Annotated in this window: 26 protein-coding genes; 11 read left to right on the top strand and 15 right to left on the bottom strand. The window is 67.9% G+C overall.

The annotated features are described in order from the left end of the window. Nucleotides 1-24 precede the first annotated feature (24 nt). Nucleotides 25-981: a class II fructose-bisphosphatase gene (glpX, locus tag AC0J5J_RS14220; RefSeq protein ID WP_241972800.1), complete on the bottom strand. Its 957-nt coding sequence runs from the start codon at nt 979-981 to the stop codon at nt 25-27. Between the two features lie 217 nt (nt 982-1,198). On the opposite strand from glpX, the gene fbaA reads away from it, so the two are divergent. Both fbaA and AC0J5J_RS14210 read left to right on the top strand, forming a co-directional pair. Then, nucleotides 1,199-2,224, top strand: a complete 1,026-nt coding sequence (gene fbaA, locus AC0J5J_RS14215; RefSeq protein WP_474898581.1) for a class II fructose-bisphosphate aldolase — start codon at nt 1,199-1,201, stop codon at nt 2,222-2,224. Nucleotides 2,225-2,236: 12 nt separating this feature from the next. Further along, entirely contained in the window at nt 2,237-2,806 is a 570-nt protein-coding gene (locus AC0J5J_RS14210) for a DUF6264 family protein (protein ID WP_474898580.1), read from the top strand. A 92-nt stretch (nt 2,807-2,898) separates the two neighbouring features. On the opposite strand, the gene AC0J5J_RS14205 is transcribed toward AC0J5J_RS14210, so the two are convergent. Next, entirely contained in the window at nt 2,899-3,939 is a 1,041-nt protein-coding gene (locus AC0J5J_RS14205) for a 4-hydroxy-3-methylbut-2-enyl diphosphate reductase (protein ID WP_134425131.1), read from the bottom strand. A gap of 89 nt (nt 3,940-4,028) precedes the next feature. On the opposite strand from AC0J5J_RS14205, the gene xseA reads away from it, so the two are divergent. The 5 genes from xseA (at nt 4,029) to AC0J5J_RS14180 (ending at nt 8,343) form a co-directional block, all read left to right on the top strand. Continuing rightward, nucleotides 4,029-5,276 (top strand): exodeoxyribonuclease VII large subunit, encoded by a 1,248-nt coding sequence (gene xseA / locus AC0J5J_RS14200; protein ID WP_474898579.1) that lies wholly within the window; start codon nt 4,029-4,031, stop codon nt 5,274-5,276. A gap of 9 nt (nt 5,277-5,285) precedes the next feature. After that, nucleotides 5,286-5,528: an exodeoxyribonuclease VII small subunit gene (locus AC0J5J_RS14195; RefSeq protein WP_474898577.1), complete on the top strand. Its 243-nt coding sequence runs from the start codon at nt 5,286-5,288 to the stop codon at nt 5,526-5,528. Beyond that, nucleotides 5,525-6,184: a DUF4245 domain-containing protein gene (locus AC0J5J_RS14190; RefSeq protein WP_474898576.1), complete on the top strand. Its 660-nt coding sequence runs from the start codon at nt 5,525-5,527 to the stop codon at nt 6,182-6,184. The genes AC0J5J_RS14195 and AC0J5J_RS14190 overlap by 4 nt, the downstream gene beginning before the upstream one ends. Then, a complete protein-coding gene (locus AC0J5J_RS14185) occupies nt 6,184-6,825 on the top strand; it encodes a carbonic anhydrase (RefSeq protein ID WP_474898574.1) in 642 nt (213 codons plus the stop codon). Before AC0J5J_RS14190 ends, AC0J5J_RS14185 begins: the two co-directional genes overlap by 1 nt. Before the next feature lie 105 nt (nt 6,826-6,930). After that, nucleotides 6,931-8,343: a class II fumarate hydratase gene (locus AC0J5J_RS14180; protein ID WP_420898551.1), complete on the top strand. Its 1,413-nt coding sequence runs from the start codon at nt 6,931-6,933 to the stop codon at nt 8,341-8,343. A gap of 99 nt (nt 8,344-8,442) precedes the next feature. On the opposite strand, the gene AC0J5J_RS14175 is transcribed toward AC0J5J_RS14180, so the two are convergent. The 3 genes from AC0J5J_RS14175 to AC0J5J_RS14165 all read right to left on the bottom strand — a co-directional run bounded on the left by AC0J5J_RS14175 (nt 8,443) and on the right by AC0J5J_RS14165 (nt 11,923). Next, nucleotides 8,443-9,774: a PhoH family protein gene (locus AC0J5J_RS14175; RefSeq protein WP_241972798.1), complete on the bottom strand. Its 1,332-nt coding sequence runs from the start codon at nt 9,772-9,774 to the stop codon at nt 8,443-8,445. Between the two features lie 234 nt (nt 9,775-10,008). After that, entirely contained in the window at nt 10,009-11,130 is a 1,122-nt protein-coding gene (locus AC0J5J_RS14170) for an aminotransferase class V-fold PLP-dependent enzyme (protein ID WP_134425098.1), read from the bottom strand. A 7-nt stretch (nt 11,131-11,137) separates the two neighbouring features. Then, complete coding sequence (locus AC0J5J_RS14165; RefSeq protein WP_134425097.1) at nt 11,138-11,923, bottom strand: isoprenyl transferase; 786 nt, start codon at nt 11,921-11,923, stop codon at nt 11,138-11,140. Between the two features lie 70 nt (nt 11,924-11,993). Between AC0J5J_RS14165 and trhA the strand changes: the two genes are divergently transcribed. Beyond that, nucleotides 11,994-12,695, top strand: coding sequence for a PAQR family membrane homeostasis protein TrhA (trhA, locus tag AC0J5J_RS14160; RefSeq protein WP_474898573.1), 702 nt, complete (start codon nt 11,994-11,996; stop codon nt 12,693-12,695). Between the two features lie 26 nt (nt 12,696-12,721). On the opposite strand, the gene AC0J5J_RS14155 is transcribed toward trhA, so the two are convergent. Both AC0J5J_RS14155 and mca read right to left on the bottom strand, forming a co-directional pair. Next, nucleotides 12,722-12,988 carry a hypothetical protein gene (locus tag AC0J5J_RS14155; RefSeq protein WP_134425095.1) on the bottom strand — a complete coding sequence of 89 codons (267 nt, stop codon included), beginning with the start codon at nt 12,986-12,988 and terminating at the stop codon, nt 12,722-12,724. Continuing rightward, a complete protein-coding gene (gene mca, locus AC0J5J_RS14150; RefSeq protein ID WP_474898571.1) occupies nt 12,985-13,848 on the bottom strand; it encodes a mycothiol conjugate amidase Mca in 864 nt (287 codons plus the stop codon). Before mca ends, AC0J5J_RS14155 begins: the two co-directional genes overlap by 4 nt. Before the next feature lie 70 nt (nt 13,849-13,918). Between mca and AC0J5J_RS14145 the strand changes: the two genes are divergently transcribed. Together AC0J5J_RS14145 and greA are read left to right on the top strand one after the other, a co-directional pair. Then, the gene (locus tag AC0J5J_RS14145; RefSeq protein ID WP_474898570.1) at nt 13,919-14,320 is read left to right on the top strand and encodes a DUF4307 domain-containing protein; all 402 of its coding nucleotides are present in this window, start codon (nt 13,919-13,921) and stop codon (nt 14,318-14,320) included. A gap of 107 nt (nt 14,321-14,427) precedes the next feature. Beyond that, nucleotides 14,428-14,919, top strand: coding sequence for a transcription elongation factor GreA (gene greA / locus AC0J5J_RS14140; protein WP_134425093.1), 492 nt, complete (start codon nt 14,428-14,430; stop codon nt 14,917-14,919). A gap of 32 nt (nt 14,920-14,951) precedes the next feature. Here the strand turns inward: greA and ilvA are convergent, their stop codons facing one another. Genes ilvA through AC0J5J_RS14110 form a run of 6 tightly spaced genes read right to left on the bottom strand, consistent with a single transcriptional unit; the run spans nt 14,952 to nt 21,415 of the window. Then, nucleotides 14,952-16,187 carry a threonine ammonia-lyase gene (ilvA, locus tag AC0J5J_RS14135; protein WP_474898568.1) on the bottom strand — a complete coding sequence of 412 codons (1,236 nt, stop codon included), beginning with the start codon at nt 16,185-16,187 and terminating at the stop codon, nt 14,952-14,954. Then, nucleotides 16,180-17,448 carry an AI-2E family transporter gene (locus tag AC0J5J_RS14130; protein ID WP_474900241.1) on the bottom strand — a complete coding sequence of 423 codons (1,269 nt, stop codon included), beginning with the start codon at nt 17,446-17,448 and terminating at the stop codon, nt 16,180-16,182. The genes ilvA and AC0J5J_RS14130 overlap by 8 nt, the downstream gene beginning before the upstream one ends. Nucleotides 17,449-17,501: 53 nt before the next feature. Continuing rightward, complete coding sequence (locus AC0J5J_RS14125) at nt 17,502-18,614, bottom strand: ABC transporter ATP-binding protein (protein WP_134425091.1); 1,113 nt, start codon at nt 18,612-18,614, stop codon at nt 17,502-17,504. Continuing rightward, nucleotides 18,611-19,435: an ABC transporter permease gene (locus AC0J5J_RS14120; protein ID WP_134425090.1), complete on the bottom strand. Its 825-nt coding sequence runs from the start codon at nt 19,433-19,435 to the stop codon at nt 18,611-18,613. The genes AC0J5J_RS14125 and AC0J5J_RS14120 overlap by 4 nt, the downstream gene beginning before the upstream one ends. Then, nucleotides 19,432-20,232, bottom strand: a complete 801-nt coding sequence (locus AC0J5J_RS14115) for an ABC transporter permease (RefSeq protein WP_338145427.1) — start codon at nt 20,230-20,232, stop codon at nt 19,432-19,434. The genes AC0J5J_RS14120 and AC0J5J_RS14115 overlap by 4 nt, the downstream gene beginning before the upstream one ends. A 49-nt stretch (nt 20,233-20,281) precedes the next feature. Next, complete coding sequence (locus AC0J5J_RS14110; RefSeq protein WP_474898566.1) at nt 20,282-21,415, bottom strand: ABC transporter substrate-binding protein; 1,134 nt, start codon at nt 21,413-21,415, stop codon at nt 20,282-20,284. Nucleotides 21,416-21,576: 161 nt separating this feature from the next. Here AC0J5J_RS14110 and AC0J5J_RS14105 point away from each other — a divergent pair, with 161 nt between their 5' ends. Then, nucleotides 21,577-22,779 carry a winged helix-turn-helix domain-containing protein gene (locus tag AC0J5J_RS14105; protein ID WP_474898565.1) on the top strand — a complete coding sequence of 401 codons (1,203 nt, stop codon included), beginning with the start codon at nt 21,577-21,579 and terminating at the stop codon, nt 22,777-22,779. Between the two features lie 66 nt (nt 22,780-22,845). On the opposite strand, the gene AC0J5J_RS14100 is transcribed toward AC0J5J_RS14105, so the two are convergent. Further along, nucleotides 22,846-23,733 (bottom strand): M48 family metallopeptidase, encoded by an 888-nt coding sequence (locus tag AC0J5J_RS14100; RefSeq protein ID WP_134425086.1) that lies wholly within the window; start codon nt 23,731-23,733, stop codon nt 22,846-22,848. Between the two features lie 12 nt (nt 23,734-23,745). Next, entirely contained in the window at nt 23,746-24,312 is a 567-nt protein-coding gene (locus tag AC0J5J_RS14095) for a LemA family protein (RefSeq protein ID WP_134425085.1), read from the bottom strand. Nucleotides 24,313-24,356: the final 44 nt, after the last annotated feature.

The following is a 24,356-nucleotide window of genomic DNA, read 5'->3' as shown; positions in this document are numbered from 1 at the left end:
CCGATCGGACCCTGGGCCGGAGGGCTAGAGCCACTTGGAGGCGAGGTGCTCGCCGATCACGCGGCGCGAGGTGCCGGACTTCGAGCGCAGAACGATGCTCTCGGTGCGGATGATCGGGCCCTGGCGGCGCACGCCGTCGACGAGTCCGCCATCCGTGACACCCGTGGCGACGAAGAAGGTGTTGTCGCCGCTGACCATGTCGTCGAGCTCGAGCAGCTTGTCGACGTCGAGGCCGGCCGCGACGGCACTCGCGCGCTCGGCGTCGTCCTTCGGGGCGAGACGACCCTGCATGTAGCCGCCGATGGCCTTGAGCGCGCAGGCCGTGGTAATGCCCTCGGGGCTGCCACCGATGCCGACGCACATGTCGATACGGGTCTGCCAGCGGGCCGCGTTGATGCCGCCGGCGACGTCGCCGTCGCTCATCAGCCGGGTGCCGGCTCCGGCGCTGCGGATTTCATCGATCAGTCCGGCGTGACGGGGGCGGTCGAGAACGGCGAGGACCATCTCGCCGACCGGCTTGCCGGTGGCCTTGGACAACTCGCGGATGTTGTCGCCGATCGAAGCGTCCAGGCTGACCACTCCGCGGCCGGCCCCTCCGGTGACGATCTTGTCCATGTAGAACACGGAGGACGCGTCGAGCATGGTGCCGCGGGAGGAGACCGCGATCACGGAGAGGGCGTTCTGGCGCCCGGCGGCGGTGAGACTGGTGCCGTCGATCGGGTCGACCGCGATGTCGCAGGCCGGACCCTTGCCATTGCCGACGCGCTCACCGTTGAAGAGCATGGGGGCTTCGTCTTTCTCACCCTCGCCGATGACGATGAGTCCGTCGAAGTTGACGGTGCCGAGGAAGACGCGCATGGCGTCGACGGCTGCCTTGTCTGCGGCGTTCTTGTCGCCGCGGCCGATGAACGGGACTGCGCGAATCGCTGCGGCCTCGGTGGCCCGCACCAGCTCCATCGCAAGGTTGCGGTCGGGGTGCATGAAATTGGGGGCGATTTCGGGGCTGTTCACAGATGGTCCTTCCCGGACGAAGAGTGCGGCAGTGGCAAGGCCCATCTTTGGGCCGGCACCTGTTTCGGTGCTGCCTTCTTCAGCCTAGCGCCCGCTCCCCATCGGACCGGTGCACGCGCTGGCACGTGCGGAGACCCACCTCGGTAGGATGAGAGGACCGAAACGGTCCAACCGAGGAGACTCAACTATGCCCATCGCAACCCCAGACCAGTATGCCGAGATGCTCAACAAGGCCAAGACGAAGGGGTTCGCCTATCCGGCGTTCAACGTTTCGTCTTCGCAGAGCATTAATGCCGTCCTTCAGGGCCTGACCGAAGCCGGCTCAGACGGCATCATCCAGGTCACCACCGGTGGCGCAGATTACTTCGCCGGCCACACAGTCAAGAACCGCGCATCCGGTGCGCTCGCGATGGCACGCTTCGTGCAGTCCGTCGCCGACAATTACCCCGTTACCGTTGCCCTGCACACGGACCACTGCCCCAAGGGCGCGCTCGAGGACTTCGTCCTCCCGCTCATCACCGCCTCCGAAGAAGAGGTCAAGGCCGGCCGCAACCCGATCTTCCAGTCGCACATGTGGGACGGCTCCGCCATCGCCCTCGGCGAGAACCTGGAAATCGCCAAGGACATCCTGAAGCGCACCCAGGCGATCAACGCCATCCTCGAGGTCGAGATCGGCGCCGTCGGCGGCGAAGAAGACGGCGTCGAGGGCGACATCAACGAGAACCTGTACACGACTCTCGACGATGCGCTGTCCATGATCGACTCCCTCGGCATGGGCGAGAACGGCCGCTACATGGCTGCCCTCACCTTCGGCAACGTGCACGGCGTCTACAAGCCCGGCAACGTGAAGCTGCGCCCGGAGCTCCTCAAGGAGATCCAGGATGGCGTCGCCGCCAAGCTGGGCACCGGCCCGAAGCCCCTCGACCTGGTCTTCCACGGCGGATCGGGTTCCACCGACGCCGAGATCGCCGAGGCCGTCGCGAACGGCGTCGTGAAGATGAACATCGACACCGACACCCAGTACGCCTTCACGCGCGCAGTCGCCGGCTACATGCTGAGCAACTACGACAGCGTCCTCAAGGTTGACGGCGAAGTCGGCAACAAGAAGGTCTACGACCCCCGCGCCTGGGGCAAGGTTGCCGAGACGGCCATGGCCGCTCGCGTCGCCGAGGCCACCCGCCAGCTCGGCTCCGCCGGCCAGTCGAACAGCTAGCACCGGATGACGATGGCCGAGAATTCTTCGTCGACTCCTCCGGGAACCCCTCCGGAGGATTCCCGGCCGCGTCCCCAGTACGGCGAGCTTGCGCCGGAGGGTTGGAGCTGGACTCCGACCCCCGATGAGCGCACCCTCGCCACACCGGATGCACCCGTGTCATCCGCGGCACCCGTCGCGGCTCCGCACCCGCGCGGCACCGCGCCGCGGTGGGACCGTCCGGTCACGCTGAGTCTGCTCGTCCTCGGGCTGCTGTCCACGCTCTTCGCGGTCAGCATGCTCGCCATGATCACCGATTCGATCCAGTTGATCTACACCCAGCTGGACCTCGGCGCGTACGAGCCGGATCCGTCCGTGCCCGGGCTGATCACGGCGGGGATCGTCAGCGTGTGCCTGGTCTGGCTGGCCACGGCGGCAGGCGCAATCCTGCTGCTGGCACGCGGCAGGCGCGCGTTCTACGTGCCGCTGATCGGCGCGGTCCTGTTCGTGGTCGTGTTCATCGCTTTCAGCAGCGCGGTGCTCGCGACCGACCCGACGCTGCTCAATGACCCGAACCTGATGGACGTCTACGGCTCGCTGTAGACCCGCACGGTCCCGCCGGACCGCACACACGAAGCCCCCGGCGATCAGACGTGATCTGATCGCCGGGGGCTTCGTGGTGTCTGCGGCGCCGATTACTCCGGGCGGCTGACCCGACCGCCGAGAGCCCGGGCATCGGTATTGCCGGCCAGGTCCTTGCGGAGCTCCTTCGGCAGCGAGAACAGCAGGTCCTCCTCCGCCGTCTTGATCTCCTCGACGTCGCCGTAGCCGGCCTCGGCCAGATCGGCGAGAACTTCGTGCACGAGCTCGTCAGGCACGGATGCCCCGCTCGTCACACCCACGGTGGCCACCCCGTCGAGCCACTCCTGCTTGATCTCGCTGGCGAAGTCCACCCGGTAGGCAGCCTGGGCGCCGTACTCCAGCGCCACCTCGACCAGACGCACCGAGTTGGACGAGTTCGCCGAGCCGACCACGATCACGAGGTCGGAATCGCGGGCCACCTTCTTGATCGCCACCTGGCGGTTCTGGGTGGCGTAGCAGATGTCGTCGCTGGGGGGATCCTGCAGGTTCGGGAAACGGGCGCGCAGGCGGCGCACGGTTTCCATGGTCTCGTCCACGCTCAGCGTGGTCTGGGACAGCCAGACGACCTTGTCGGGGTCGCTCACCTCGATGGTGTCCGCGTCGTCGGGGCTGCCGACGAGCGTGGTGTGCTCGGGCGCTTCCCCCGCGGTGCCCTCGACCTCTTCGTGGCCCTCGTGGCCGATCAGCAGGATCTGGAAATCGTCCCGGGCGAAGCGCACGGCTTCCCGGTGCACCTTGGTGACCAGCGGGCAGGTGGCGTCGATGGCCAGCAGGCCCCGGTCCGCCGCGGCGGTGACGACGGCCGGCGACACGCCGTGGGCGCTGAAGACGATGTGGGAACCGGTGGGCACCTCGTCGACTTCCTCGACGAAGATCGCACCCTTCTTCTCCAGTTCGGAGACGACATGGATGTTGTGCACGATCTGCTTGCGCACATAGACGGGGGCGCCGTAGAGCTCGAGCGCCTTCTCGACGGCGATCACGGCCCGGTCCACGCCGGCGCAGTAGCCGCGCGGGGCGGCCAACAGCACCCGTTTGTGTCCGACCACCGGGGTATCCTTGAGCCTGTTGCGTGCCCGGGGAATCCGTGGCATGCCAAGGCCGATCACAGGCGAATCCGTACTGATAGTCACCAACCCAGTCTATGGGGGCAGGGCTGTGCAGTCCGTGGGAGGAACGATTGATGACGGACGCAGCATCCACCCTCGAGACCCCGTGGCCGGTCGGGCTGCTGGCCAACAAGATCCGGGGCTACATCGACCGCCTCGGCACGGCCTGGGTCGAGGGCGAGATCACCCAGTGGGGTGCCAGCGGCGGCAACGTCTACGGCAAGCTGAAAGACCTCACCGAAGACGCCACCGTCAGCTTCACGATCTGGTCCTCGGTGCGCGCGAAACTGACCAGCGAGTTCAAGCAGGGTGACCGGGTCATCGCCCTGGTCAAACCCAACTACTGGGTCAAGGGCGGCACGCTCACCATGCAGGTGTTCGAGATGCGGCACGTGGGTCTCGGCGACATGCTGGAACGCCTGGAGCGGCTGCGCAAGCAACTGGCCGGAGAGGGGCTCTTCGACGCCTCGCGGAAGAAGCCGCTCCCCTTCCTTCCGCACTGCATCGGACTGGTCACGGGCAAGGACTCCGACGCCGAGAAAGACGTCATCCGCAACGCCCAGTTGCGCTGGCCTGCCGTCAACTTCCACCTCGCGTACGCGGCCGTGCAGGGTGAGCGCATGGTGGCCGAGGTGACCGCGGCCATCCAGCGTCTGGACGCCGACCCGGAGGTCGACGTGATCATCGTCGCCCGCGGCGGCGGCGACTTCCAGAACCTGCTCGGCTTCAGCGACGAGAGGCTCGTCCGCGCGGCGGCGGCCTGCACGACCCCGCTGGTCAGCGCCATCGGCCACGAGGCCGACCGGCCCCTCCTCGACGACGTCGCCGACCTGCGCGCGTCGACGCCGACGGATGCCGCCAAACGCGTCGTCCCGGACGTCTCCGACGAACTCAACCGGGTGCAGCAGGCCCGCGCGCGTCTCAGCAACCGGCTGACCGGCATCCTCGCCCACGAGGTCGACCGGATCGGTCAGCTGCGCTCGCGCCCGGTGCTCTCCACCCCCCAGTGGATCATCGATTCCCGGTCCGAGGACCTCACCCGGTACGTCGCCCGCGGCGCCGAGCTGGTCGACCGGGCGGTCGAGCGTGCGGGGGCGGTGATCGTCGACCTGCGCTCCCAGCTGCGCGCCCTCTCCCCGCAGGGCACCCTCGACCGCGGCTACGCCATCGTGCAGCTGAACGACGGACAGGTCGTGCGCAGTCCCGGCCAGGCTCCCGCCGGGACCTCGCTCCGGATCACCCTCGCCGAGGGCGCCGTGACGGCCACCACGCACACGATGGCCAGCGCACCGGCAGCCTCCGATCCGACACCGGCGAACTAGATAATTAGAATGGACATCATGACCTCGGCAGCAGACGACATCAACGCCCTGAGCTACGAACAGGCAAGGGACGAACTCGTGCGCGTGGTGAACGCCCTCGAACAGGGCGCCTCATCACTCGAGGAGTCGCTCGCTCTCTGGGAACGCGGCGAGGCTCTCGCCCGTCGCTGCGAAGAGTGGCTGATCGGCGCGAAGGCCAGACTGGATGCCGCACGGGCAGGCCAGGTCGAGTCCGCCGCCTCCGCCGGATGAGCGCCGCCAAGCGCGCGCCCCGCATCGTCGCCGAGCTGGGACGCCCGGAAACCCCCGGCGAGACGAAGACCAGGCTGGCTGAGAACTCCCGCAAGTATCGGTCCCACAAGACCGTGAACAACCTGGTCCTGTCGCTCCTGGCCACTCTCGGCATGGTCTTCGTGCTCGTGCTCCTGGTGCCGCGCAGCGAGGCGCCGCTGAACCGCGCCGTCGACTTCGCGGCTGTGGCCGAGCAGGTGCAGATCGGAATCGACGAACCCCTGCTGGTTCCGGCGTTGCCCGCCGACTGGACGGCCAATTCCGCGCAGTGGCGGGCAGGCGGGACCGACAAGATCCCCTCCTGGAACATCGGCCTGCTCACCCCGGCCGACGAGTACATCGGCCTGACCCAGGCGCTCGGGGCAAACCCGAGCTGGCTAGCCGACAAGCTGGAAGACACGGCCGCCAGCGGCACCGTCACGATCGCCGGCGTGACCTGGGACGTGCACCGCAACCCGGCCCCGGAAAAAGACCGCGGAAATTTCGAATCCGCGCTGGTGACGGCCGCCGGGGAGAGCACCTACCTTCTCGTCGGCACCGCCGAGGACGACGAGCTCGCGGCTCTCGCCGAGGTGGTTGCCGAACAGATCAGCACGAACGACGCCGAAGGACAGTGATGGGCAGGGCAGCAACACCGGCAGAGGTCTGGACCGACCTGCAACGCGGCAACGACCGCTTCGTAGACGGCGAGCCGCGGCATCCGCGTCAGGACGTGGACCGCCGCGCCGAGCTGGCCTTCGTGCAGACCCCCGACGCCGCCCTGTTCGGCTGCAGCGACTCCCGGCTGGCCGCTGAGATCATCTTCGACAAGGGTCTGGGTGACCTGTTCGTGGTGCGCAACGCCGGTCAGGTCATCTCCGATTCGGTGCTCGGCTCTCTCGAATACGCCGTGGCCGTGTTGCGGGTTCCGCTCATCCTCGTGCTCGGGCACGACGGCTGCGGTGCCGTGCGCGCCGCCATCGATTCCCAGGCTGCCGACGCGCCGCCCCTGCCCGTGCACATCAACCGGATCATCGAAAAAATTGTGCCTGCCGTTCGGCGGGTCGCCGGGTCGACGGATGCGACGCCGATCGATCCCGAGCAGGTCGACGCTCTCGCTGTCGGCCGCGAACACCTGCGCGACACGGTGTCCGAGCTTCTCGAGCGCTCCGAGGTGATCAGTGCGGCCGTGGCAGAAGGTACATTGGCTATCGTCGGGGCGAACTACCGGCTGCTCGAAGGCCGTGCCGTGCCCGACATCGTTGTCGGCGTGGTCTAGCCGAGCCGCCTGTTCGCGGCGGGGCCCCCGGGGTGCCGCGCGCGTTCCCGTCCCGAAGAGATTCGCACCCAGAAGATTCCCAATCGAAAGGTAATACACACCGTGGTGGACAAGACCGCTGAAGCCGAGTACCGGATCGAACACGACACGATGGGTGAGGTCCGGGTTCCGGTCGCCGCCCTCTACGGCGCGCAGACGCAGCGGGCCGTCGAGAACTTCCCGATCTCCGGCTCCGTGCTGGAGCCGGCCCAGATCGCCGCCCTGGCCCGGATCAAGAAGTCGGCCGCCCTGGCCAACGCGAAGCTGGGGGTGCTCGACGCCGAGATCGCCCAGGCCATCGCCGACGCCGCAGACCTGGTGGCCGCCGGCCGCTACGACTCCGAGTTCCCGATCGACGTGTACCAGACCGGTAGCGGAACGTCCTCGAACATGAACATGAACGAGGTCCTCGCGACCCTCGCCACGCGCAGCCTCGGCCGCCCGGTGCACCCGAACGACCACGTGAATGCGTCCCAGTCCTCCAACGACGTCTTCCCGACATCCGTTCACCTGGCCGTCACGAGTGCGCTGATCGACGACCTCATCCCCGCGCTCGACCACCTCGCCGTTGCCCTCGAGGCCAAGGCGGAGCTGTGGGCCGGAGCGGTCAAGGCCGGCCGCACCCACCTGATGGACGCCACCCCGGTCACCCTCGGCCAGGAATTCGGCGGCTACGCCCGGCAGATGCGCCTCGGCATCGAGCGCGTGCGCACGGCCCTCCCCCGCGTCTCCGAGGTCCCCCTCGGCGGCACCGCCGTCGGTACCGGCATCAACACGCCGTTCGGCTTCCCGCAGCTCGTGATCGAGCTGCTCGTCGAGGAGACCGAACTGCCGGTCACCGAGGCGCGCGACCACTTCGAGGCGCAGGCCAACCGGGACGGCCTGGTGGACGCATCCGGCGCCCTCCGCACCATCGCGGTCAGCCTGACCAAGATCTGCAATGACCTGCGCTGGATGGGCTCAGGCCCCAACACGGGCTTCGGCGAGCTGAACATCCCCGACCTGCAGCCCGGCTCCTCGATCATGCCGGGCAAGGTGAACCCGGTGATCCCGGAGGCCGTGCTGATGGTCTGCTCGCGTGTGATCGGCAACGACGCGACCATCGCCTGGTCGGGCGCGTCGGGCTCGTTCGAGCTCAACGTCGCCATCCCGGTGATGGGCACCGCCCTGCTCGAGTCGATCCGGCTGCTCTCGAACGCCACCCGCGTGCTCGCCGACAAGACCGTCGACGGCCTCACGGCCAACGTGGAGCGCGCTCGCGCGCTGGCCGAGTCCTCCCCCGCGATCGTCACCCCGCTGAACCGGGTCATCGGTTACGAGGCCGCGGCCAAGGTCGCCAAGCACTCGGTGGCCGAGGGCGTCACCGTGCGCGAGTCCGTCATCGCGTTGGGCTTCGTCGAGCGCGGCGAGGTCACCCTCGAGCTGCTCGACACGGCCCTGGACGTGCTCAGCATGACCCGTCCGCCCCAGCCCAAGTAGCCCCTTCCCGGTACCGTTCCGGTCGAGAGTGCCCGTTGTACCGGTCACTCTCGACCGGAACGGGCACTCTCGCGGTGCTGGTTCGCGGGGTGGAAGGCGCTAGCGCACGTCGTTGCCCTCGAGCATCTCGGTGACGAGAGCTGCGATCGCGCTCCGCTCCGAACGGGTCAGCGTCATGTGGGCGAACAGCGGATGTCCCTTGAGCGTCTCGATCACGGACGCCACCCCGTCGAAGCGGCCCACCCGCAAGTTGTCCCGCTGGGCCACGTCATGGGTCAGCACCACGCGCGAGTTCTGCCCGATCCTGCTGAGCACCGTGAGCAGCACGTTGCGTTCGAGCGACTGGGCCTCGTCCACGATCACGAAGGCGTCGTGCAGCGAACGACCACGGATGTGCGTGAGCGGCAACACCTCCAGGATCCCCCGCTCGATCACCTCCTCGAGAACGTTCTCGGAGACGATGGCGCCGAGCGTGTCGAAGACCGCCTGGGCCCACGGGCTCATCTTCTCGGCGGCGTCACCGGGCAGGTAGCCGAGTTCCTGACCGCCGACCGCGTAGAGCGGCCGGAAAACCATGATCTTGCGGTGCTGCTGGCGTTCCAGCACGGCCTCGAGGCCGGCGCAGAGGGCGAGCGCGGACTTCCCCGTTCCGGCCCGCCCTCCCAGCGATAGAATCCCGATCTCCGGGTCGAGGAGCAGGTCGATGGCCAGACGCTGTTCCGCTGAGCGGCCCTTCAGCCCGAAGACGTCCCGGTCGCCGCGCACGAGTTTCATCTCGCCCTTCCCGACGACCCGGCCGAGCGCGGACCCACGGTCGGAGTGGATGACCAGGCCCGTGTTCACCGGCATGTCCTGCACGAGCCGGGTGTGCACGACCTCCTTGTCGTAGAGCTCGTCGATCAGGTTCGAGCCCAGGGTGATCTCGTCCATGCCGGTCCACCCGGAGTCCACCGCGAGTTCGTGGCGGTATTCCTCCGCGGCGAGGCCGAGCGAGGCGGCCTTCACCCGCAGCGGCAGATCCTTGGTGACGACAGTCACGTTCAGGCCGTCGTTGGCCAGATTGAGGGCCACGGCGAGGATGCGTGAGTCGTTGTCGCCCAGTTGGAGGCCGGAGGGCAGCACCGACATATTCGAGTGGTTCAGTTCCACCCGCAGGCTGCCGCCCTCACCGACTGGAATCGGGAAGTCCAGCCGCTCGTGCTTCACCCGGAGTTCGTCAAGCAGCCGCAGCGACTGCCGGGCGAAGTACCCGATCTCCGGGTCGTTGCGCTTGGCCTCGAGCTCCGCGATGACCACGACCGGGAGCACCACGGCGTGCTCCGCGAAGCGGAAAATCGCCTTGGGATCGGAAAGTAGTACCGATGTGTCCAGAACGTAGGTGCATTCGGCTTGCCCCGCCGCCGCCGTCTGGTTCGAACCCTTGTTGTCGATCTGATTAGCGGTCACAACCACTCCCACCCCGTGCCCCGTGAGGCACAGATTGTGTTGGCGAGCAGCCACAGGGTTCTCGAGCCGTACTTATGTGGCCGTCTCGATCAGGTGCCATACCTGATGAGCATGACGCTACTTATTCAAGCGCAGCAAGGGAAGAGCGACACGCGCATTCAAAACAGACGTTCACCGGGCAGTCATCTTCCGGACCGAACCCCGGCCGGCACGGGACCGTCAGTAGATCACCGCGGTCGCATACGACGTGAACGCGCCGCGCAGCATGTCGATCGTGTCCGGGCTGAGCGCAGCATGGGTGCTGAGTCGCACGGTGCCGTCGCGCGTCGTCGCAGTGACGCCGTGGTTGTGCAGGGCGATGCCCAGCAGCGTGAGGTGGGCGGCCGGGGGTTCGAGCACCAGGATGCCGGCCCGCTCCCGGTCGTCCCGTGAGGAGACCACGGGTATGGCGAACTCGTCGGCCAGATCGATCAGCTGCGCCACATTGACGTTGATCGCGTCCTCGATCGAGCGGATGCCGACGCCGGCCACCTCTTCGAGAGCTGTCGCGAACCGCGCCTGGGCGATGGAGTCCCCATTGCTCACCCGGAACGCGTTGGCACTGCGGCTCGGGGGCAGCACCTCGTCCCACGGCTCGGCGGTGTCGGTGCCGGCGAAACCGGAGAACACGGGAACCAGACGTTCCACGGCGCGATCGCTGAGCGCCAGGAAACCGGTGCCCCAACCGGCTCTGGCCCATTTCTGCCCACCCGAGGCGACGACATCCGCCACCTCGTACGGAACATCCACTGCCCCGAAACCCTGGATGGCGTCGACGATGAGCAGGCGGTCCCCGATGACCTGACGGATGCCGTCCAGGTCCGCGCGATGACCCGTGCGGGAATCGACGAGGCAGACCGCCACCGCGGCGGTGGCCGAGGTCAGCTGTTCCCGGATCTGCCCGGGGGTGACCCGACCGTGATCGGTCTCCAACCAGATCGGGGTGACCACGCGCAGCGCCTCCGCCGCGCGCACAGCCGCGAACGGCACCGTGGGGAAATCCCCGGGCGAGAGGAGCACCGGCCCGGTGAGGCCGAACATGGCCTGCATGATCCCGGTGGTGGTGTTGGGCTCGCAGACGATCTGGTCGGCACGGAAACCGGTGGCCTCGGCCACGGCGGAGCGCAGCCGTTGGTCCTGGGCGTGGAAATGATCGAGGCTGCCGAACCGCGCGCGGGACAGCGTCTCCGTCTGGCCCAGCGTCTCGGCGACGACGCCGGCGGAACACGGCCCCACGCGGGCGTAGTCGAGGTAACCGGGCTCCTCCAGGAACCCCTCCAGATAGTGATCAAGAGCGGTCATGGATGTCCTACCCGCCGAACCTGCGCTGGCGTCTGGCAAAATCGCGCAGGGCACGCAGGAAGTCGACCTGCCGAAGGTCCGGCCCGAGAGCTTCCATGAAATAGAACTCGCTGTGCGCGCTCTGCCAGAGCATGAAGTCGCTGATGCGCTGCTCCCCGGACGTGCGGATGACCAGGTCGGGATCAGGCTGGCCGCTGGTGTACAGGTGCGCCCCAATCAGTTCAGGGGTGAGGGTTTCCGCGAGGTTCTCAAGCGTGTGGCCGTTCTCGAGATGCGCCCCGACGATGCTTCGCATCGCGTCGGTGATCTCGGTGCGTCCGCCGTAGCCCACCGCAAGATTGATATGCAGCCCCTTCTTGCGTGCCGTCCGCGCCTCCGCGGCGTTCAAAGCGGCGATCAGAGGCTCCGGCAGGCCCGTCTTGGATCCCACCTGCTGCACCCGCCAGTCCCGGACCCGGGACAGCTCCTCCGCGAGCTTCGCGATGATCTTCATCAATTCCTGGAGCTCTTCGGTCGGCCGGTTGGTCAGGTTGTCGGAAGACAGCAGGTAGAGCGTGACAACGGAGATGCCGAGGTCGTCACACCATTTGAGGAATTCGCGCATCTTCGCGGCCCCGGCCCGATGGCCGTGGGCGGCGGAGTCGAAGCCAAGCTGTCGGGCCCATCGCCGGTTGCCGTCGATGATCATGGCAACGTGGTCCGGGAGCACATCCGGAGTCAGCCCTCGGCGAAGGCGACGCTGGTACACCCCGTAGAGAATGCCGCGCGCCCATGGAACTTCCCGTTTCTGCACGTGTTTACGCTAGCTCACTCGCGGCCGTTGCGTGCCGCTCGCGGCATGCACGCTGTCGTATTCTTGCAGCATGGCCCCCGCGGATGACATCACCAACCTGCCGTTGTTCGAGGACGACCTGCCTCAGCAGGTGGACGTCAAGCCCACCTGGCGTGGCTGGATCCATGCGGGAACCTTCCCGGTCACCATCGTGGCCGGCATCGTGCTTCTGCTCTCAGCCGACGGCGCCGCGGCACGCTGGAGTTCACTCGTGTTCGTGCTGAGTTCAATGCTGCTGTTCGGCAATTCGGCCCTGTACCACCGGTTCAACTGGAGCCCCCGCACCCGCGTGGTCCTCAAGCGGATCGACCACGCCAACATCTTCCTGCTGATTGCGGGCTCCTACACGCCCATCTCGGTGCTCGCCCTGCCGCCGGCCAAGTCCACGCTGCTCCTGTCGCTGGTCTGGGGCGGCGCCATCCTCGGAATCGCCTTCCGGGTGTTCTGGATCAACGCCCCGCGCTGGCTGTACGTCCCGCTCTACCTGGCGCTCGGTTGGGGCGCCCTCATGTTCATCGTCGACTTCTTCCAGGCCGACGCGGTGATGATGACGCTGATCATGATCGGCGGGCTCTGCTACTCCGTCGGCGCCGTCATCTACGGCATGAAACGACCCAACCCGCTGCCGGGCGTGTTCGGTTTCCACGAGATCTTCCACACCCTGACCGTGGTGGCCTTCCTCTGCCACTGGGCGGCGATCATGATCATCGCCACGAACCCGATCTACCCGTAGCACCACCTGCCGGTCCGCGGACCGGGTCAGGCCTTGCCGTTGCCCTCGGCGCCGGCGTCCGCAGCGGCCTGCGCCGCGATTTCGGCCTGCAGTCGTTCCTGGATCTCGGCGCGATAGGTGTTGCGGCGCACCCGGCGGGCCATATCGATGGCCAGGAGCACCGTGCCGACGGCCACGACCGCGATAGCCACGAAGCCCGCCGGACCCGGCGTCACCGTGTTCGGGTCGAACTCGGGCGACGGGGTGGCGGCCGCCACGATGCTGAGGAGAGGGGCGAGAACGACGAGGCTCATGCGTCGTCCCTCACTCCGGCGAAGAGGTCGGATTCAGGTATCACGGTGTCCACTTTCGATTCGACGAGCTGGAAGTCCTCATACGGCCAGGCCTCACGGATGAGATCGTTCGGCCAGAAGAAGAAACTGCTGGTGGGGGAAACCTGGCTCGCATGGGCCCGCAACGCCGCGTCCCGCGCCTCCAGGAACTCCCCGACGGGCACGTGGGTCGTGGCCAGCTTCGGGTAGTCCTTCATCCACTCTCTGGCCGCTCCGAGCGGCTCCAGCAGGGGCGACTCGGGTTCCGTGACGCTCAGTTCGAGGAACATGGCGTCGATGCGTTCGAGGTTGAAAATCCGGTCGTAATAGAGTTTGTCGACCTGCCACGGCTCACCGGCATCCGGGTACCGGGTCGGGTCTGCGGCAGCCCGGTAGGCCTCCATCGACACGTCGTGGCAGCGGATGTGGTCGGGGTGCGGGTATCCGCCGTTCTCGTCGTACGTGATCAGGACCTGCGGGCGGTAGTCCCGGATGAGCCGCACGATCGGTTCAGCGGAGATCTCCACGGGCACGTCCGCGAACGAGTTCGGGGGCACGGAGCCGTCGTCGTTCATCCCGGAATCCTGGTAGCCGAGCCACCGGTGCTCCACCCCGAGCACGCGTTGCGCCTCCGCCATCTCCAGACGGCGGAGCCCCGCAAGGTCGCGTTCGGCCAGCGCATGTCCGAGCAGGTCCTCGTTCAGGATGCTCCCCCGCTCACCTCCGGTGCAGCTCAGGATCATGACCTCGGCGCCGAGGCTCCGGTAGTGGGCGTAGGTGGCAGCACCCTTGCTCGACTCGTCGTCGGGATGGGCGTGCACCGCCAAGAGTCGCAGCGACATGAAACTCCTCAGAAATGCCAGATAACCTTGGTACTAAGACTAATCGTTGATCCGTGAGTGTGGAGTCTGAGTGACCGTGAGCAGCAACCTCGACACCCGATACGGGCGTGCCCCGAACCGCGGCACGAGAGACCGGCGCGTTCTGCACATCATCGCCGGCTCACTCGCGGCCGTCCTGGTGGCCTTCGTCGTCTGGGTGGGGCTCGGCGCGTCCGAGCCCCTGATCGAGACCCGGGACATCCGTCACAGCATCATCGACGAGAACACCGTGAGCGTCACCTTCGAGGCGTCGATCCCGGTCGGACGGAGCGCCAGCTGCGCCGTGCAGGCACTCAACGAGACGTTCACGGTGGTCGGCTGGAAGATCGTCGACCTGCCCGCCAGCACGATCTACTCGCGGTCGACGACCACGGATGTGCGCACCACCGAGCTGAGCAACACCGGATTGATTTACCGCTGCTGGCTGACCTAGACTGAGCACTTCGCCCTGACGTCTTCGTCGGGGCGTCCGTTGTATATCTGCGGGTTCACCTGCAGGGCATCGAACGAGCACGAACCGAGCATGAGGAGACTCCACCCATGACTACCGAAACCACGGTCACCTGGCTGACCCAGGAGGCCTACGACCGCCTCGCCGCCGAGCTGGACACGCTCAGCACGGTAGGGCGTGTCGAAATCGCGAAGAAGATCGAATCCGCGCGGGAGGAGGGCGACCTCAAGGAAAACTCGGGTTACCACGCCGCCAAGGACGAGCAGGGCAAAATGGAGGCGCGCATCCGCACGCTCGTGCTGCTGCTGCGCACCGCCGAGGTCGGCCATGCGCCCGAAAGCCGGGGCGTCGTCGAGCCCGGCACCGTGATCACCGCGACCATCGCCGGTGAGGAGAACCGCTTCCTGATCGGCAGCCGCGAAATCGCCGGAGACAGCGACCTCGACGTCTACAGCGAGCAGAGCCCGCTCGGCACCGCGATCATCGGCCTCGCGGTCGGCGCGAAGACGTCGTACGTGACGCCCACCGGCAAGGAGATCGCCGTCGAGATCTTCCTCGTGGAGACCTGGGCCGGCAACTAGCCGCACCCGCTCCTCGCCTGGAGGGGCGGTGGCTAGTCGAACTGCGGGTCGTAGCCGGCCGCACGCAGCACGTCGACGACGAGCTGGCGATGGTCGGGACCACGGGTCTCGACGCTGACGTTGAGCTCGACTTCGCTGATCTGCAGCCCCACACCGTGCCGGGTGTGCAGCACCTCGATCACGTTGGCGTGCGCCTCGGCGAGCAGCTCCGAAATGCGAGCCAACTGGCCGGGCCGGTCGGGCAGCATGATGCGCAGCGTCAGGTAGCGACCGGATGCCGACAGGCCGTGGCTGATCACACGCTGCATCAGCAGCGGGTCGATGTTTCCCCCGCTCAGGATGGCGACCGTCGGACCGGTCGCGGCCACTTTTCCGGCCAGGATCGCCGCGACCGCGACCGCGCCGGCCGGTTCGACCACGAGCTTGGCGCGCTCGAGGAGCACGAGGAGCGCGCGGGCGGTGTCGTCCTCGGTGACGGTGACGACCTCGTCGACGGTGTCCCGTACGATCTCGAAGTTGAGCAGCCCGGGCTTCGCCACCGCGATGCCGTCGGCGATCGTGGGCAGGATCGGGATCTCCAGCACCTGACCGGCCGCGAGCGAGGGTGGGTAGGCGGCCGCGTTGGCGGCCTGCACCCCGATCACGCGAATCTGGCGACCGTCTCGGCGGGCGAGCTGTTTGAGCACGCTGGCGACGCCGGAGATGAGGCCGCCGCCGCCGATCGGAACGATGACGGTGGCGAGGTCGGGGACCTGGTCGAGGATCTCCAGGCCCACGGTGCCCTGCCCGGAGACGACGTCCGCGTGATCGAACGGCGGAATCAGGATGGCGCCGGTCTCCTCGGCGTAGGCGGCGGCGGCCAGCAACGGCTCAGCCACAGTGTTGCCGCGCAGGATGACGTGTGCTCCGTAATCGCGGGTCGCCTGCAGCTTGGGCAGTGCGACGCCGACGGGCATGAAGATCGTGGCCTTGATGCCGAGTTCCCGGGCCGCAAAAGCGACACCCTGGGCGTGGTTTCCGGCCGAGGCGGCCACGACCCCGCGGGACTTCTCCTCGTCGGTGAGCCTGGACATCCGGTTGTACGCGCCCCGGATCTTGTAGGAGCCGGTGCGCTGCAGGTTCTCGCACTTGAGCAGGACCGGCGCGCCGAGCAGCTCCGTGAGGTACCGCGAGGATTCCATCGGGGTCACGGTTGCGACCCGGCCGACCACATCGCGGGCCGACTCGAAGTCGGACAGGGTCGGTCCGACGAGGGAGGCGTTAGTCATGGGCGGCACTTTTCTCGAGGCGGTCTCCGGGGCGACGGAAACCGGGGCGTTGCGGGACGGTCTGCCAGAGCGGGGTGGGCAGCAGGGTCGACGGGGGTTCCAGGCTGGAACGCCACACCCCGCTGTTGATATACGTGATCATGACGTTCAGCACGGCGGCGACCGGCACGGCGAACAGCGCCCCCGGGATGCCCGCGAGCAGTGCTCCTGAGGCGACGACCAACACCACACCCAGCGGATGCACCTTGACCGCGGTGCCCATGATCAAGGGCTGCAGAACATGGCCCTCGACCTGCTGCACCAGCAGCACCACCCCGAGCATCAGCAGCGCCACCACCCAGTCGTTGAAGATCAGGGCGATCACGACGGCCACCGCACCGGTGGCCACCGCACCGACGATGGGGATGAAGGAACCGAGGAACACCAGCACACCGATCGGAACGGCCAGGGGCACCCCCAGCAGGGCCGCACCGGTGCCGATGCCGATCGCGTCGATGGAGGCCACCAGGATCTGCACCTTCGCGAAGTTGCCCAGCGTTGTCCAGCCGGCCACCCCGGCGCCGTCGATGGCCGCACGCGCCCGACGCGGAAACAGGCGCACGATCCAGGCCCAGATGCCCCTGCCGTCGATCAGGATGAAGAGCAGGCTGAACAGCGCCAGTAGAAACCCGGCCACCAGATGGCCCAGGGACGAGCCGACGGAGAGCGCACCGGACACGAAGACCTGGCTGTCCGCCTGAATGGCCTCCCAGGCCTCGCCGAGGAAGGCGTTGAGCTCCGGCTCGGTCAGCTGCAGCGGCGAAGCCAGGAGCACAGCCTTCAGACTCTCGTAGGAGGCAGCGAGACGGTCGTTCAGACCCACTGTGCCGACGGCGATCTGGGTCACGGCCAGCGTGAGCAGACCGCCGATGATTGCGAAGGTGCCGATCAGGGCAACCGCGACGGCGAGTGCTTTGGGCCACCGGTGCCGTACGAGGAACCCGACCAGGGGAACGAGCAGAGCGGACACCAGAACGGCCACGAGCAGGGGGATGACGATCAACCGCAGCTGGATGACGATGAAGATGAAGACCGCGAGCGCTCCGGCCAGGGCCAGCAGGCGCCAGGACCAGGCGGCGGCCAGACGGATGCCGGCAGGCAGGGTCTCGTCGACCCCGGAGGCAGGTGAGGGAGGGACCTCGATCAGAATCGAAGGTGCCGTCCTGCGGCGTCCGAACGCGCCGAAGAGTCCGCCGCGGGCGGGTTTACCATCGGTTTCCATCACGGCATCATTCTAGGCAATCTCACGTACCGGCTCCGGCATGAGCCGCACGGCTACACCGGCGCAGCAATCGGGTCGACCGAGACCGGTGCCCCCGTGAAGGTCACCCCGACCGTCTCCCCCACGGCCGGGCGCAGGCGCACGTCGTGCTGCACGACGAGCGGCGTGCCGTCGTGCAGGTGCACCGTCGTGCGGCGGAGGGAGCCGTGGAAGCTCGACGAGACGACCACCCCCGGTGCGCCGTCAGGGCCGAGCTCGAGGTCTTCCGGACGCACGGAGACGGTGACGGCGCCATCCGCCTGGGAGGGATCCAGGAGCGGCAGCTTCGCACCGTGCACCTGCGCGAAGCCGTGCAGAACCGTGCCGAGAAGCTGATTGCTCAGACCGATGAAATCAGCGATGAACGGCGAGGCCGGCCGGGTGTACAACTCTTCCGGCGCTCCGATCTGCTCGATCGACCCGGCGCGCATGACGGCAACCCGGTCGGCCACCGCGAGCGCCTCGTCCTGATCGTGCGTGACGAACAGCGTCGTGATGCCCAGTTCGGTCTGGATCCGCCGGATTTCCTCACGCAGCGCCACCCGCACCTTGGCGTCGAGGGCGGAGAGCGGCTCGTCGAGCAGGAGCACCCTCGGCTCGGTGACCAGGGCCCGCGCCAACGCCACCCGTTGCTGCTGCCCGCCGGAGAGCTGGTGGGCGAAGCGGTCGTAGTGGGCGTCGAGCCCGACCAGGGCCAGGGCGGCAGCGGCACGGTCGCGCCGTTCCTCCCCGCGCACCTTCTGCATTCGCAGGCCGAACTCCACGTTGTCCCCCGCGCTGAGGTGCGGGAACAGCGAGTAGGACTGGAACACCATGCCCAGGTCACGCCGGCTCGTCGGCAGGGTCGACACGTCGACTCCGTCGATCAGGATGGTGCCGGCATCCGTCGATTCGAGCCCGGCCAGCACCCGCAGGGCCGTCGTCTTGCCGCTGCCGCTCGGGCCGAGCAGGGCGACGAGTTCGCCCGGATGCAGGGTGAGATCGAAGTTCGCCAGCGCCCGGTGCCCGGCGAAGTCCTTGACGACCCCCTCGAAGCGCACCGCGGCTCCCGTGCGGGCTGTCGCTGCCGGCCGTTCCGGAGTGCGGGGACGGTTCGGGAGCGGGTTCTGGAGTTGGTTCTGGATCATGGCTGACCTCCGGTGATGGGCCGGCGCCGGCCGGTGCGGACCGTGCCGAGACGCCCGATGACGAGCAGGAGCAGGAACGCGAAGGTGAGCGCGAGCAGTGACAGGATGACGGCCGTGTAGGGGTCGGCCTTGCTCACGACCACGAGCGCGGTCTGCAGGGTGATGCGGTTGAGGAGGGATGCGATTGTGAATTCGCCGAGCACGACCGCGACCGAGATGAACGCTCCGGCGAGGATGCCGCGGCGCAGGTTCGGGATCAGCACCCGCAGCAGCACGCTCCCCCACCCGGCGCCGAGGGTGCGGGCGGCCTCGCTGAGCGTGCGCACGTCCACACCGTCGAGGTTGGACTGAATGGCTCGATAGGCGAACGGGAGCACCGTGATTCCATAGGCGAAGGAGAGGGTCCACACGCCGCTGCCGGCCACCCGGGCGAGCACCGAGTACACGGGGGCCAGGCCGACCACGAGCACGATGGCCGGGATGCTGATCGGCAGGATGCAGACGAACTCCATCAGGCGACGCAGCCGCGGAAACCGAAGGTGCACCAGCAGCAGGGTCGGCACCAGCAGCAGGAGCACGATCGCGACGGTGCCCACGGCCAGCCCGACCGAGTTGCCGAGGGCGACGAGGACCGAGCGGTACGGACCGGTGAAGCCACCCTGGAACAGTGCCGTCCAACGGGAGAAGTCGTGACCGCCGGCGAGGCCGCGGCGCAGGGTGAATTCCACCATGGCGATGATCGGGATCGCGAAGACGAGGCCGATGCTGCCGAGGATGAGACCACGAACCAGCCGACTGGGGGCGTGCGCCACCGGCCTCATCGCTGCCACCGTGCCGCCCGTGCCTGCAGCACCGAGTAACCGGACATGACGACGAACATCACCAGGATCATGCCGAGCGCGAGGGCCCCGGCCAGGTTCTCCCGGCCGAGCAGCGTTTCGCTGGTCAGGGCCGAGCGGATCTGCAGCGGAACGATCTGCGACCCCTGGCTGGTGAGCGCGGCAGCGGTCGCGTACGAGGAGAACGCGTTGGCGAACAGCAGCAGCAGGCTGCCGAGGAACGACGGGGCGAGCACCGGGAAAGCGATCCGGAACCAGTAGGTCGCCCGGTTGCCGCCCAGGGTGGCGTTGGCCTCGGCCCAGTGCGGGTTCAGCGCCTGCAGCGCCGGGAGGAAGGTGATGATCATCAGCGGAACCTGAAAGTAGATGTAGGGAAGCACCAGTCCGGGCAGCTCGTAGAGCCACACCCCGTCGGCGAAGATGTCGACGCCGAAGGAGTCTCGCAGGATCACGGTGATCAGACCCTGGATGCCGATGGTCGCCACGAAGGCGAAGGCCAGCATGACCCCGCCGAACTGGGCCAGCACACCGCTGAGCGAGTCCACCACGGAACGCAGCGGGCCGTCCTCTGGCGCCCCGAGGAGTCCGTAGCAGGCGAGCGCGCCCACGACCGCCCCCACGACGGCGGTGAACGCCGACAGCCCGAACGAGTTGGCGAAGGCGTCCAGCACGACCGGGTTCCCCAGCGCTGCGACCGTGTCCCACGTGAACGCCCCGGTCTCGTCGACGAAGCCGGTGCCCACGGCGATCAGGGTGGGCACGAGCAGGAAGAGCAGCACATACGCCGCGAACGGCAGCAGCCCGAAGGCTGCTACCGTTCCGCGCCGGCTACTGGACAGCTGCGGCCCACTTCTCGCCGAGAAGGGCGGCTCCCGCGGCGCTCTCCGCCTCGCTCGGAACGACGGTCTCGTCCGGGGCCGCCGGGAGGGCGGCGAAGAGCTCCGCATCGATGGTGCCGGCCGCCTGCATGGCCTCGGCACGCACGGGGCGGGCGCCGCCGGCGAGCCAGAGGTTCTGGCCCTCATCGCTGTAGAGGAATTCCTGCCAGAGCCGGGCGGCGGCCGGGTTCGGGGCATCCTTGTTCACGGCCTGGTTGTAGTAACCGGCGTAACCGGTCCCGGGGAAGACGACGACCTCCCAGTTGCGCTCACCGGCCAGGTTTGTGCCGTAGCCCACGTTGAGGTAGTCCCAGTCGAAGACCACCGGGGTCTCGCCCGACGCGATCGTCGCCGGGGTGGGGTCGATCTTGACGAAGTTGCCGGCCTGGTTGAGCTCGTCGAAGAAGTCGATCCCGGGCTGGAAGTCGGCGACCGTGCCGCCGTTCTGCACGGTGGCCAGACCGAGGGCCGCGAAGGCGGCCCCGGCCTGCGTCGGGTCACCGTTGATCGCGACCTTGCCCTTGTACTCGGCCCCGAGCAGGTCGCTCAACTGCGTCGGCGCGGATACGGCGTCGGGGTCGTAGCCGACGGCCATGTAGCCGCCGTAATCGCCCGTGTACAGGCCGCTCTCCTCCTTGAGCGCATCCGGGATCTCATCCCAGGTGGCCACCTGGTACGGCGCGAACGAGTCGGTGCTGGACAGTGCCACGGCAAGGCCCAGGTCGAAGACGTCGGGGGCGGTGTCCTGGCCGACGAGGTTCTCGGCGGCCAGGATCTCCTCGGCGCTGGACGCGTCGGGCGAGGCCTCGGTGATGGTGATCTCCGGGTACTTCTTCGCGAAGGCGTCGAGCACGGCGCCGTAGTTGGCCCAGTCCCGCGGCAGGGCGATCACGTTCAGGGCTCCTTCAGCCCTGGCGGCATCCTCGAGCGCGGCCAGGTCGCCGAACGCGGACAGGCTCGTCGCGGTGGCGGCGTCGACAGACGGGGTGCCGGAGCCGGCGTCCGCTGCTCCGGAGCAGGCGGCCAGGCTCAGGGCAAGGGCGGTGGCCGCGGCCAGGGCGGTCAGCGTGCGGGTGGTGAACAATTTTCCTCCGTCGGACCAGCGAGGGGGCGGCCGCGGAACGCGGGGCGCTGTGGGTCGGGTTACTGGTCACGGCGAGGCTAGAAGCCGTCGCCGACCGCCAGGGAGCCTTCGTCTGAACACCGCGTGAATGCCGTATGAAAGGTGCCGCTAGGGTCGGTGGGATGGTCCAGACGATCTCCCCTGCCCTCGCCCGCCGGATCGCGCTCGCCGCGCAGGGCTTCGGGCGCACGTCGACCGTGACGCCGGGCATCCGTCAGGTGGATGCCCTCGTGCACCGGCTCGAGCTGTTGCAGATCGACTCGGTGAATGTCTTCGAGCGCAGCCACTACCTGCCGGCGTTCAGCCGCCTCGGCAGCTACGACAAGGCGTTGCTGGATCGGCTGACCGTTGGCCGCCAGGCGCGGCTGACCGAGTATTGGGCGCACGAGGCGTCGTTTGTGCCGGTCGACACCTGGCCGCTGCTCGGCTGGCGGATGCGTGACTTCCGGGACCGCTCGGCGACCGAGGCGTGGGCGCAGGGCAACCGCCCACTGCTGGACTGGCTGCTCGCCGAGCTCGCCGCCAACGGACCCCTGCGCGCGAGCGCCATCGAGCACGACGCGAACCGGCGCACCGGACCGTGGTGGGGCTGGTCGGATGTGAAGACCGGGCTCGAAACCCTGTTCCGGTGGGGTGACGTGGCAATCAAGGGCCGGGAGCGCTTCGAGCGGGTGTACGCGCTGCCCGGGCAGGTGTTCCCACCGGAACTGCTGGGCCGCACCGTGAGCCGCGACGACGCCCACCGCGAACTGGTGCGCCGCTCGGCTCGAGCGCACGGCATCGGCACGGCGAAGGACTTCGCCGACTACTTCCGGTTGCGGGGCCCGGAGACCCTGGTCGCCATCCGCGACCTCGAGGACTCCGGCGAACTGATCCCGGTGGCGGTGCCGGGCTGGGGCGCGGGCGGCCAGGCCGGCACCGCCTGGCTGCACCGCGACGCGCGACTCCCCCGCCGGATGGATGCCGCGACCCTGCTCTCCCCGTTCGACCCGGTCGTCTGGGAACGGGCGCGCGCGTTGCGCCTGTTCGGTTTCCACTATCGGATCGAGATCTACACCCCCGAACCGCAACGGGTGTTCGGGTATTACTCGCTGCCCGTGGTGCTCGGCGACACGATCGTGGGCCGGGTCGACCTCAAGAACGACCGCCAGGCGCAGGTTCTGCGGGTGCGCGCGGCGTGGGCGGAAGCGGGTGCGCCGGCGGACACGGCCGGTCGCCTCGCGGCCGTTCTCCGGCAGGCCGCCGCCTGGCAGGGTCTGCCCGAGATCGAGGTGGAACCGCGCGGCAACCTCGCCGCCGCCCTGGCCGCCGAGCTGCGCAACTAGGCACGACAGTGCCCGTTCCGGTCGAGAGTGACCGGCGGAACGGTCACTCTCGACCGGAACGGGGCTCTAGAACTGGCGGCCCATGGCGTGCAGGCGTTCGACGCGCGCGGCGATCGGCGGGTGCGTGGCGAAGAGCTTGTCCATGACGCCGGGCTTCAGCGGGTCGGCGATCCAGAGGTGGGCCATCGACGTGTTCTGCTTCTTCATCGGCCGCCCGTAGGCCTCGAGCTTGCCGAGCGCGCTGGCCAGGGCATCGGGATGCCGCGTGGTCAGGGCGCCCGTGGCATCCGCCAGGTACTCACGCTGCCTCGACACCGCCAACTGCACGACCGTGGCGATCAGGGGCGCCACGACCATGGCGACGAGTCCGACCACCATGATGACGGGGCTGCCGTTATTCTTGCTGTCCCGGCCGAAGAACGCCATCCGCAGGAACATGTCGGAGATGAACCCGACGGCCACCACGAGGCCGAATACGACCATCGAGAGGCGGATGTCATAGTTGCGCACGTGGCCGAGCTCATGCGCCATGACGCCCTCGAGTTCGGAGTCGGTCATGATCTCCAGCAGCCCGGTGGTGGCAGCGACGATCGCGTGCTGCGGGTCGCGACCGGTGGCGAAGGCGTTCGGAGCCGGGTCGTTGATCACGTAGATCTCGGGCATGGGCGTCCCGGTCGTGATCGACAGGTTCTCGACGATGTTCCACAGCCGCGGGTTCTCCGCCTTGCTGTTGATTTTGATTCCACCGCTCAGGGCGACCGCCTGGCGCCCGGCCATGAAGTACTGCAGCAGGGCGTACCCCGTGGCGACGACGACCGTGAGGATGAGGATGCTGTAGTTGCCGGGTGTGCTGTAGATCGCGTTGGCCAGCCAGCCGAGACCGGTGATGATGGCGATGAACAGGATGATGATGAAGACGGTGTTGCGCTTGTTACGCGCAATGGCGCTGTACATGGCCGCCCGCCGCTAGAACTGGACGCGAGGCGGCTCCGCGATGGCGGCGGAGTCGGACACCTCGAAGAAGTCGCGCTGGGTGAACCCGAGGTTGCGGGCGATGAGGTTGTTGGGGAAGACCTGGATCTTCGTGTTCAGTTCGCGCACGCCACCGTTGTAGAACCGGCGGGAGGCCTGGATCTTGTCCTCGGTGTCGACCAGCTCACCCTGCAACTGCAGGTAGTTCTGGCTGGCCTGCAGCTGCGGGTAGGCCTCGGCCACGGCGAAGATGCTGCGCAGGGCGGTCTGCATGTGGTTCTCCGCGGCGGCGGCGTCGGCAGGGCCCTGGGCGTTGAGCGATTCGGCCCGGGCCTTGGTGACGTTCTCGAAGACGGCCCGCTCATGTGCCGCATAGCCCTTGACCGTTTCGATCAGGTTCGGGATCAGGTCGGCACGACGCTTCATCTGTACGGTGATGTCACTCCACGCCTCGTCGACGCGCACCTTGAGGGTGACGAGGGAGTTGTACGTCGACCAGAGGTAGATCCCGATGATGAGGACGAGTGCAACGACGATGAGGACCGGGATGAGCCATTCCATGGCAGCTTCTCCTTGTGATGGGGCGGGGCGGACGAGCAGGCCGC

It is taken from the genome of Cryobacterium sp. TS_SC_7 (genome assembly GCF_056156285.1).
This window is presented reverse-complemented; position numbering and strand designations above follow the sequence as displayed.

Coding starts and splice junctions, on each gene's coding strand:
- glpX (WP_241972800.1), bottom strand. CDS start 981: ATGCACCCCGACCGCAACCTTGCGATGGAGCTGGTGCGGGCCACCGAG.
- fbaA (WP_474898581.1), top strand. CDS start 1,199: ATGCCCATCGCAACCCCAGACCAGTATGCCGAGATGCTCAACAAGGCC.
- AC0J5J_RS14210 (WP_474898580.1), top strand. CDS start 2,237: ATGGCCGAGAATTCTTCGTCGACTCCTCCGGGAACCCCTCCGGAGGAT.
- AC0J5J_RS14205 (WP_134425131.1), bottom strand. CDS start 3,939: ATGCCACGGATTCCCCGGGCACGCAACAGGCTCAAGGATACCCCGGTG.
- xseA (WP_474898579.1), top strand. CDS start 4,029: ATGACGGACGCAGCATCCACCCTCGAGACCCCGTGGCCGGTCGGGCTG.
- AC0J5J_RS14195 (WP_474898577.1), top strand. CDS start 5,286: ATGGACATCATGACCTCGGCAGCAGACGACATCAACGCCCTGAGCTAC.
- AC0J5J_RS14190 (WP_474898576.1), top strand. CDS start 5,525: ATGAGCGCCGCCAAGCGCGCGCCCCGCATCGTCGCCGAGCTGGGACGC.
- AC0J5J_RS14185 (WP_474898574.1), top strand. CDS start 6,184: ATGGGCAGGGCAGCAACACCGGCAGAGGTCTGGACCGACCTGCAACGC.
- AC0J5J_RS14170 (WP_134425098.1), bottom strand. CDS start 11,130: ATGACCGCTCTTGATCACTATCTGGAGGGGTTCCTGGAGGAGCCCGGT.
- trhA (WP_474898573.1), top strand. CDS start 11,994: ATGGCCCCCGCGGATGACATCACCAACCTGCCGTTGTTCGAGGACGAC.
- AC0J5J_RS14155 (WP_134425095.1), bottom strand. CDS start 12,988: ATGAGCCTCGTCGTTCTCGCCCCTCTCCTCAGCATCGTGGCGGCCGCC.
- mca (WP_474898571.1), bottom strand. CDS start 13,848: ATGTCGCTGCGACTCTTGGCGGTGCACGCCCATCCCGACGACGAGTCG.
- greA (WP_134425093.1), top strand. CDS start 14,428: ATGACTACCGAAACCACGGTCACCTGGCTGACCCAGGAGGCCTACGAC.
- ilvA (WP_474898568.1), bottom strand. CDS start 16,187: ATGACTAACGCCTCCCTCGTCGGACCGACCCTGTCCGACTTCGAGTCG.
- AC0J5J_RS14130 (WP_474900241.1), bottom strand. CDS start 17,448: ATGGAAACCGATGGTAAACCCGCCCGCGGCGGACTCTTCGGCGCGTTC.
- AC0J5J_RS14125 (WP_134425091.1), bottom strand. CDS start 18,614: ATGATCCAGAACCAACTCCAGAACCCGCTCCCGAACCGTCCCCGCACT.
- AC0J5J_RS14120 (WP_134425090.1), bottom strand. CDS start 19,435: ATGAGGCCGGTGGCGCACGCCCCCAGTCGGCTGGTTCGTGGTCTCATC.
- AC0J5J_RS14105 (WP_474898565.1), top strand. CDS start 21,577: ATGGTCCAGACGATCTCCCCTGCCCTCGCCCGCCGGATCGCGCTCGCC.
- AC0J5J_RS14100 (WP_134425086.1), bottom strand. CDS start 23,733: ATGTACAGCGCCATTGCGCGTAACAAGCGCAACACCGTCTTCATCATC.
- AC0J5J_RS14095 (WP_134425085.1), bottom strand. CDS start 24,312: ATGGAATGGCTCATCCCGGTCCTCATCGTCGTTGCACTCGTCCTCATC.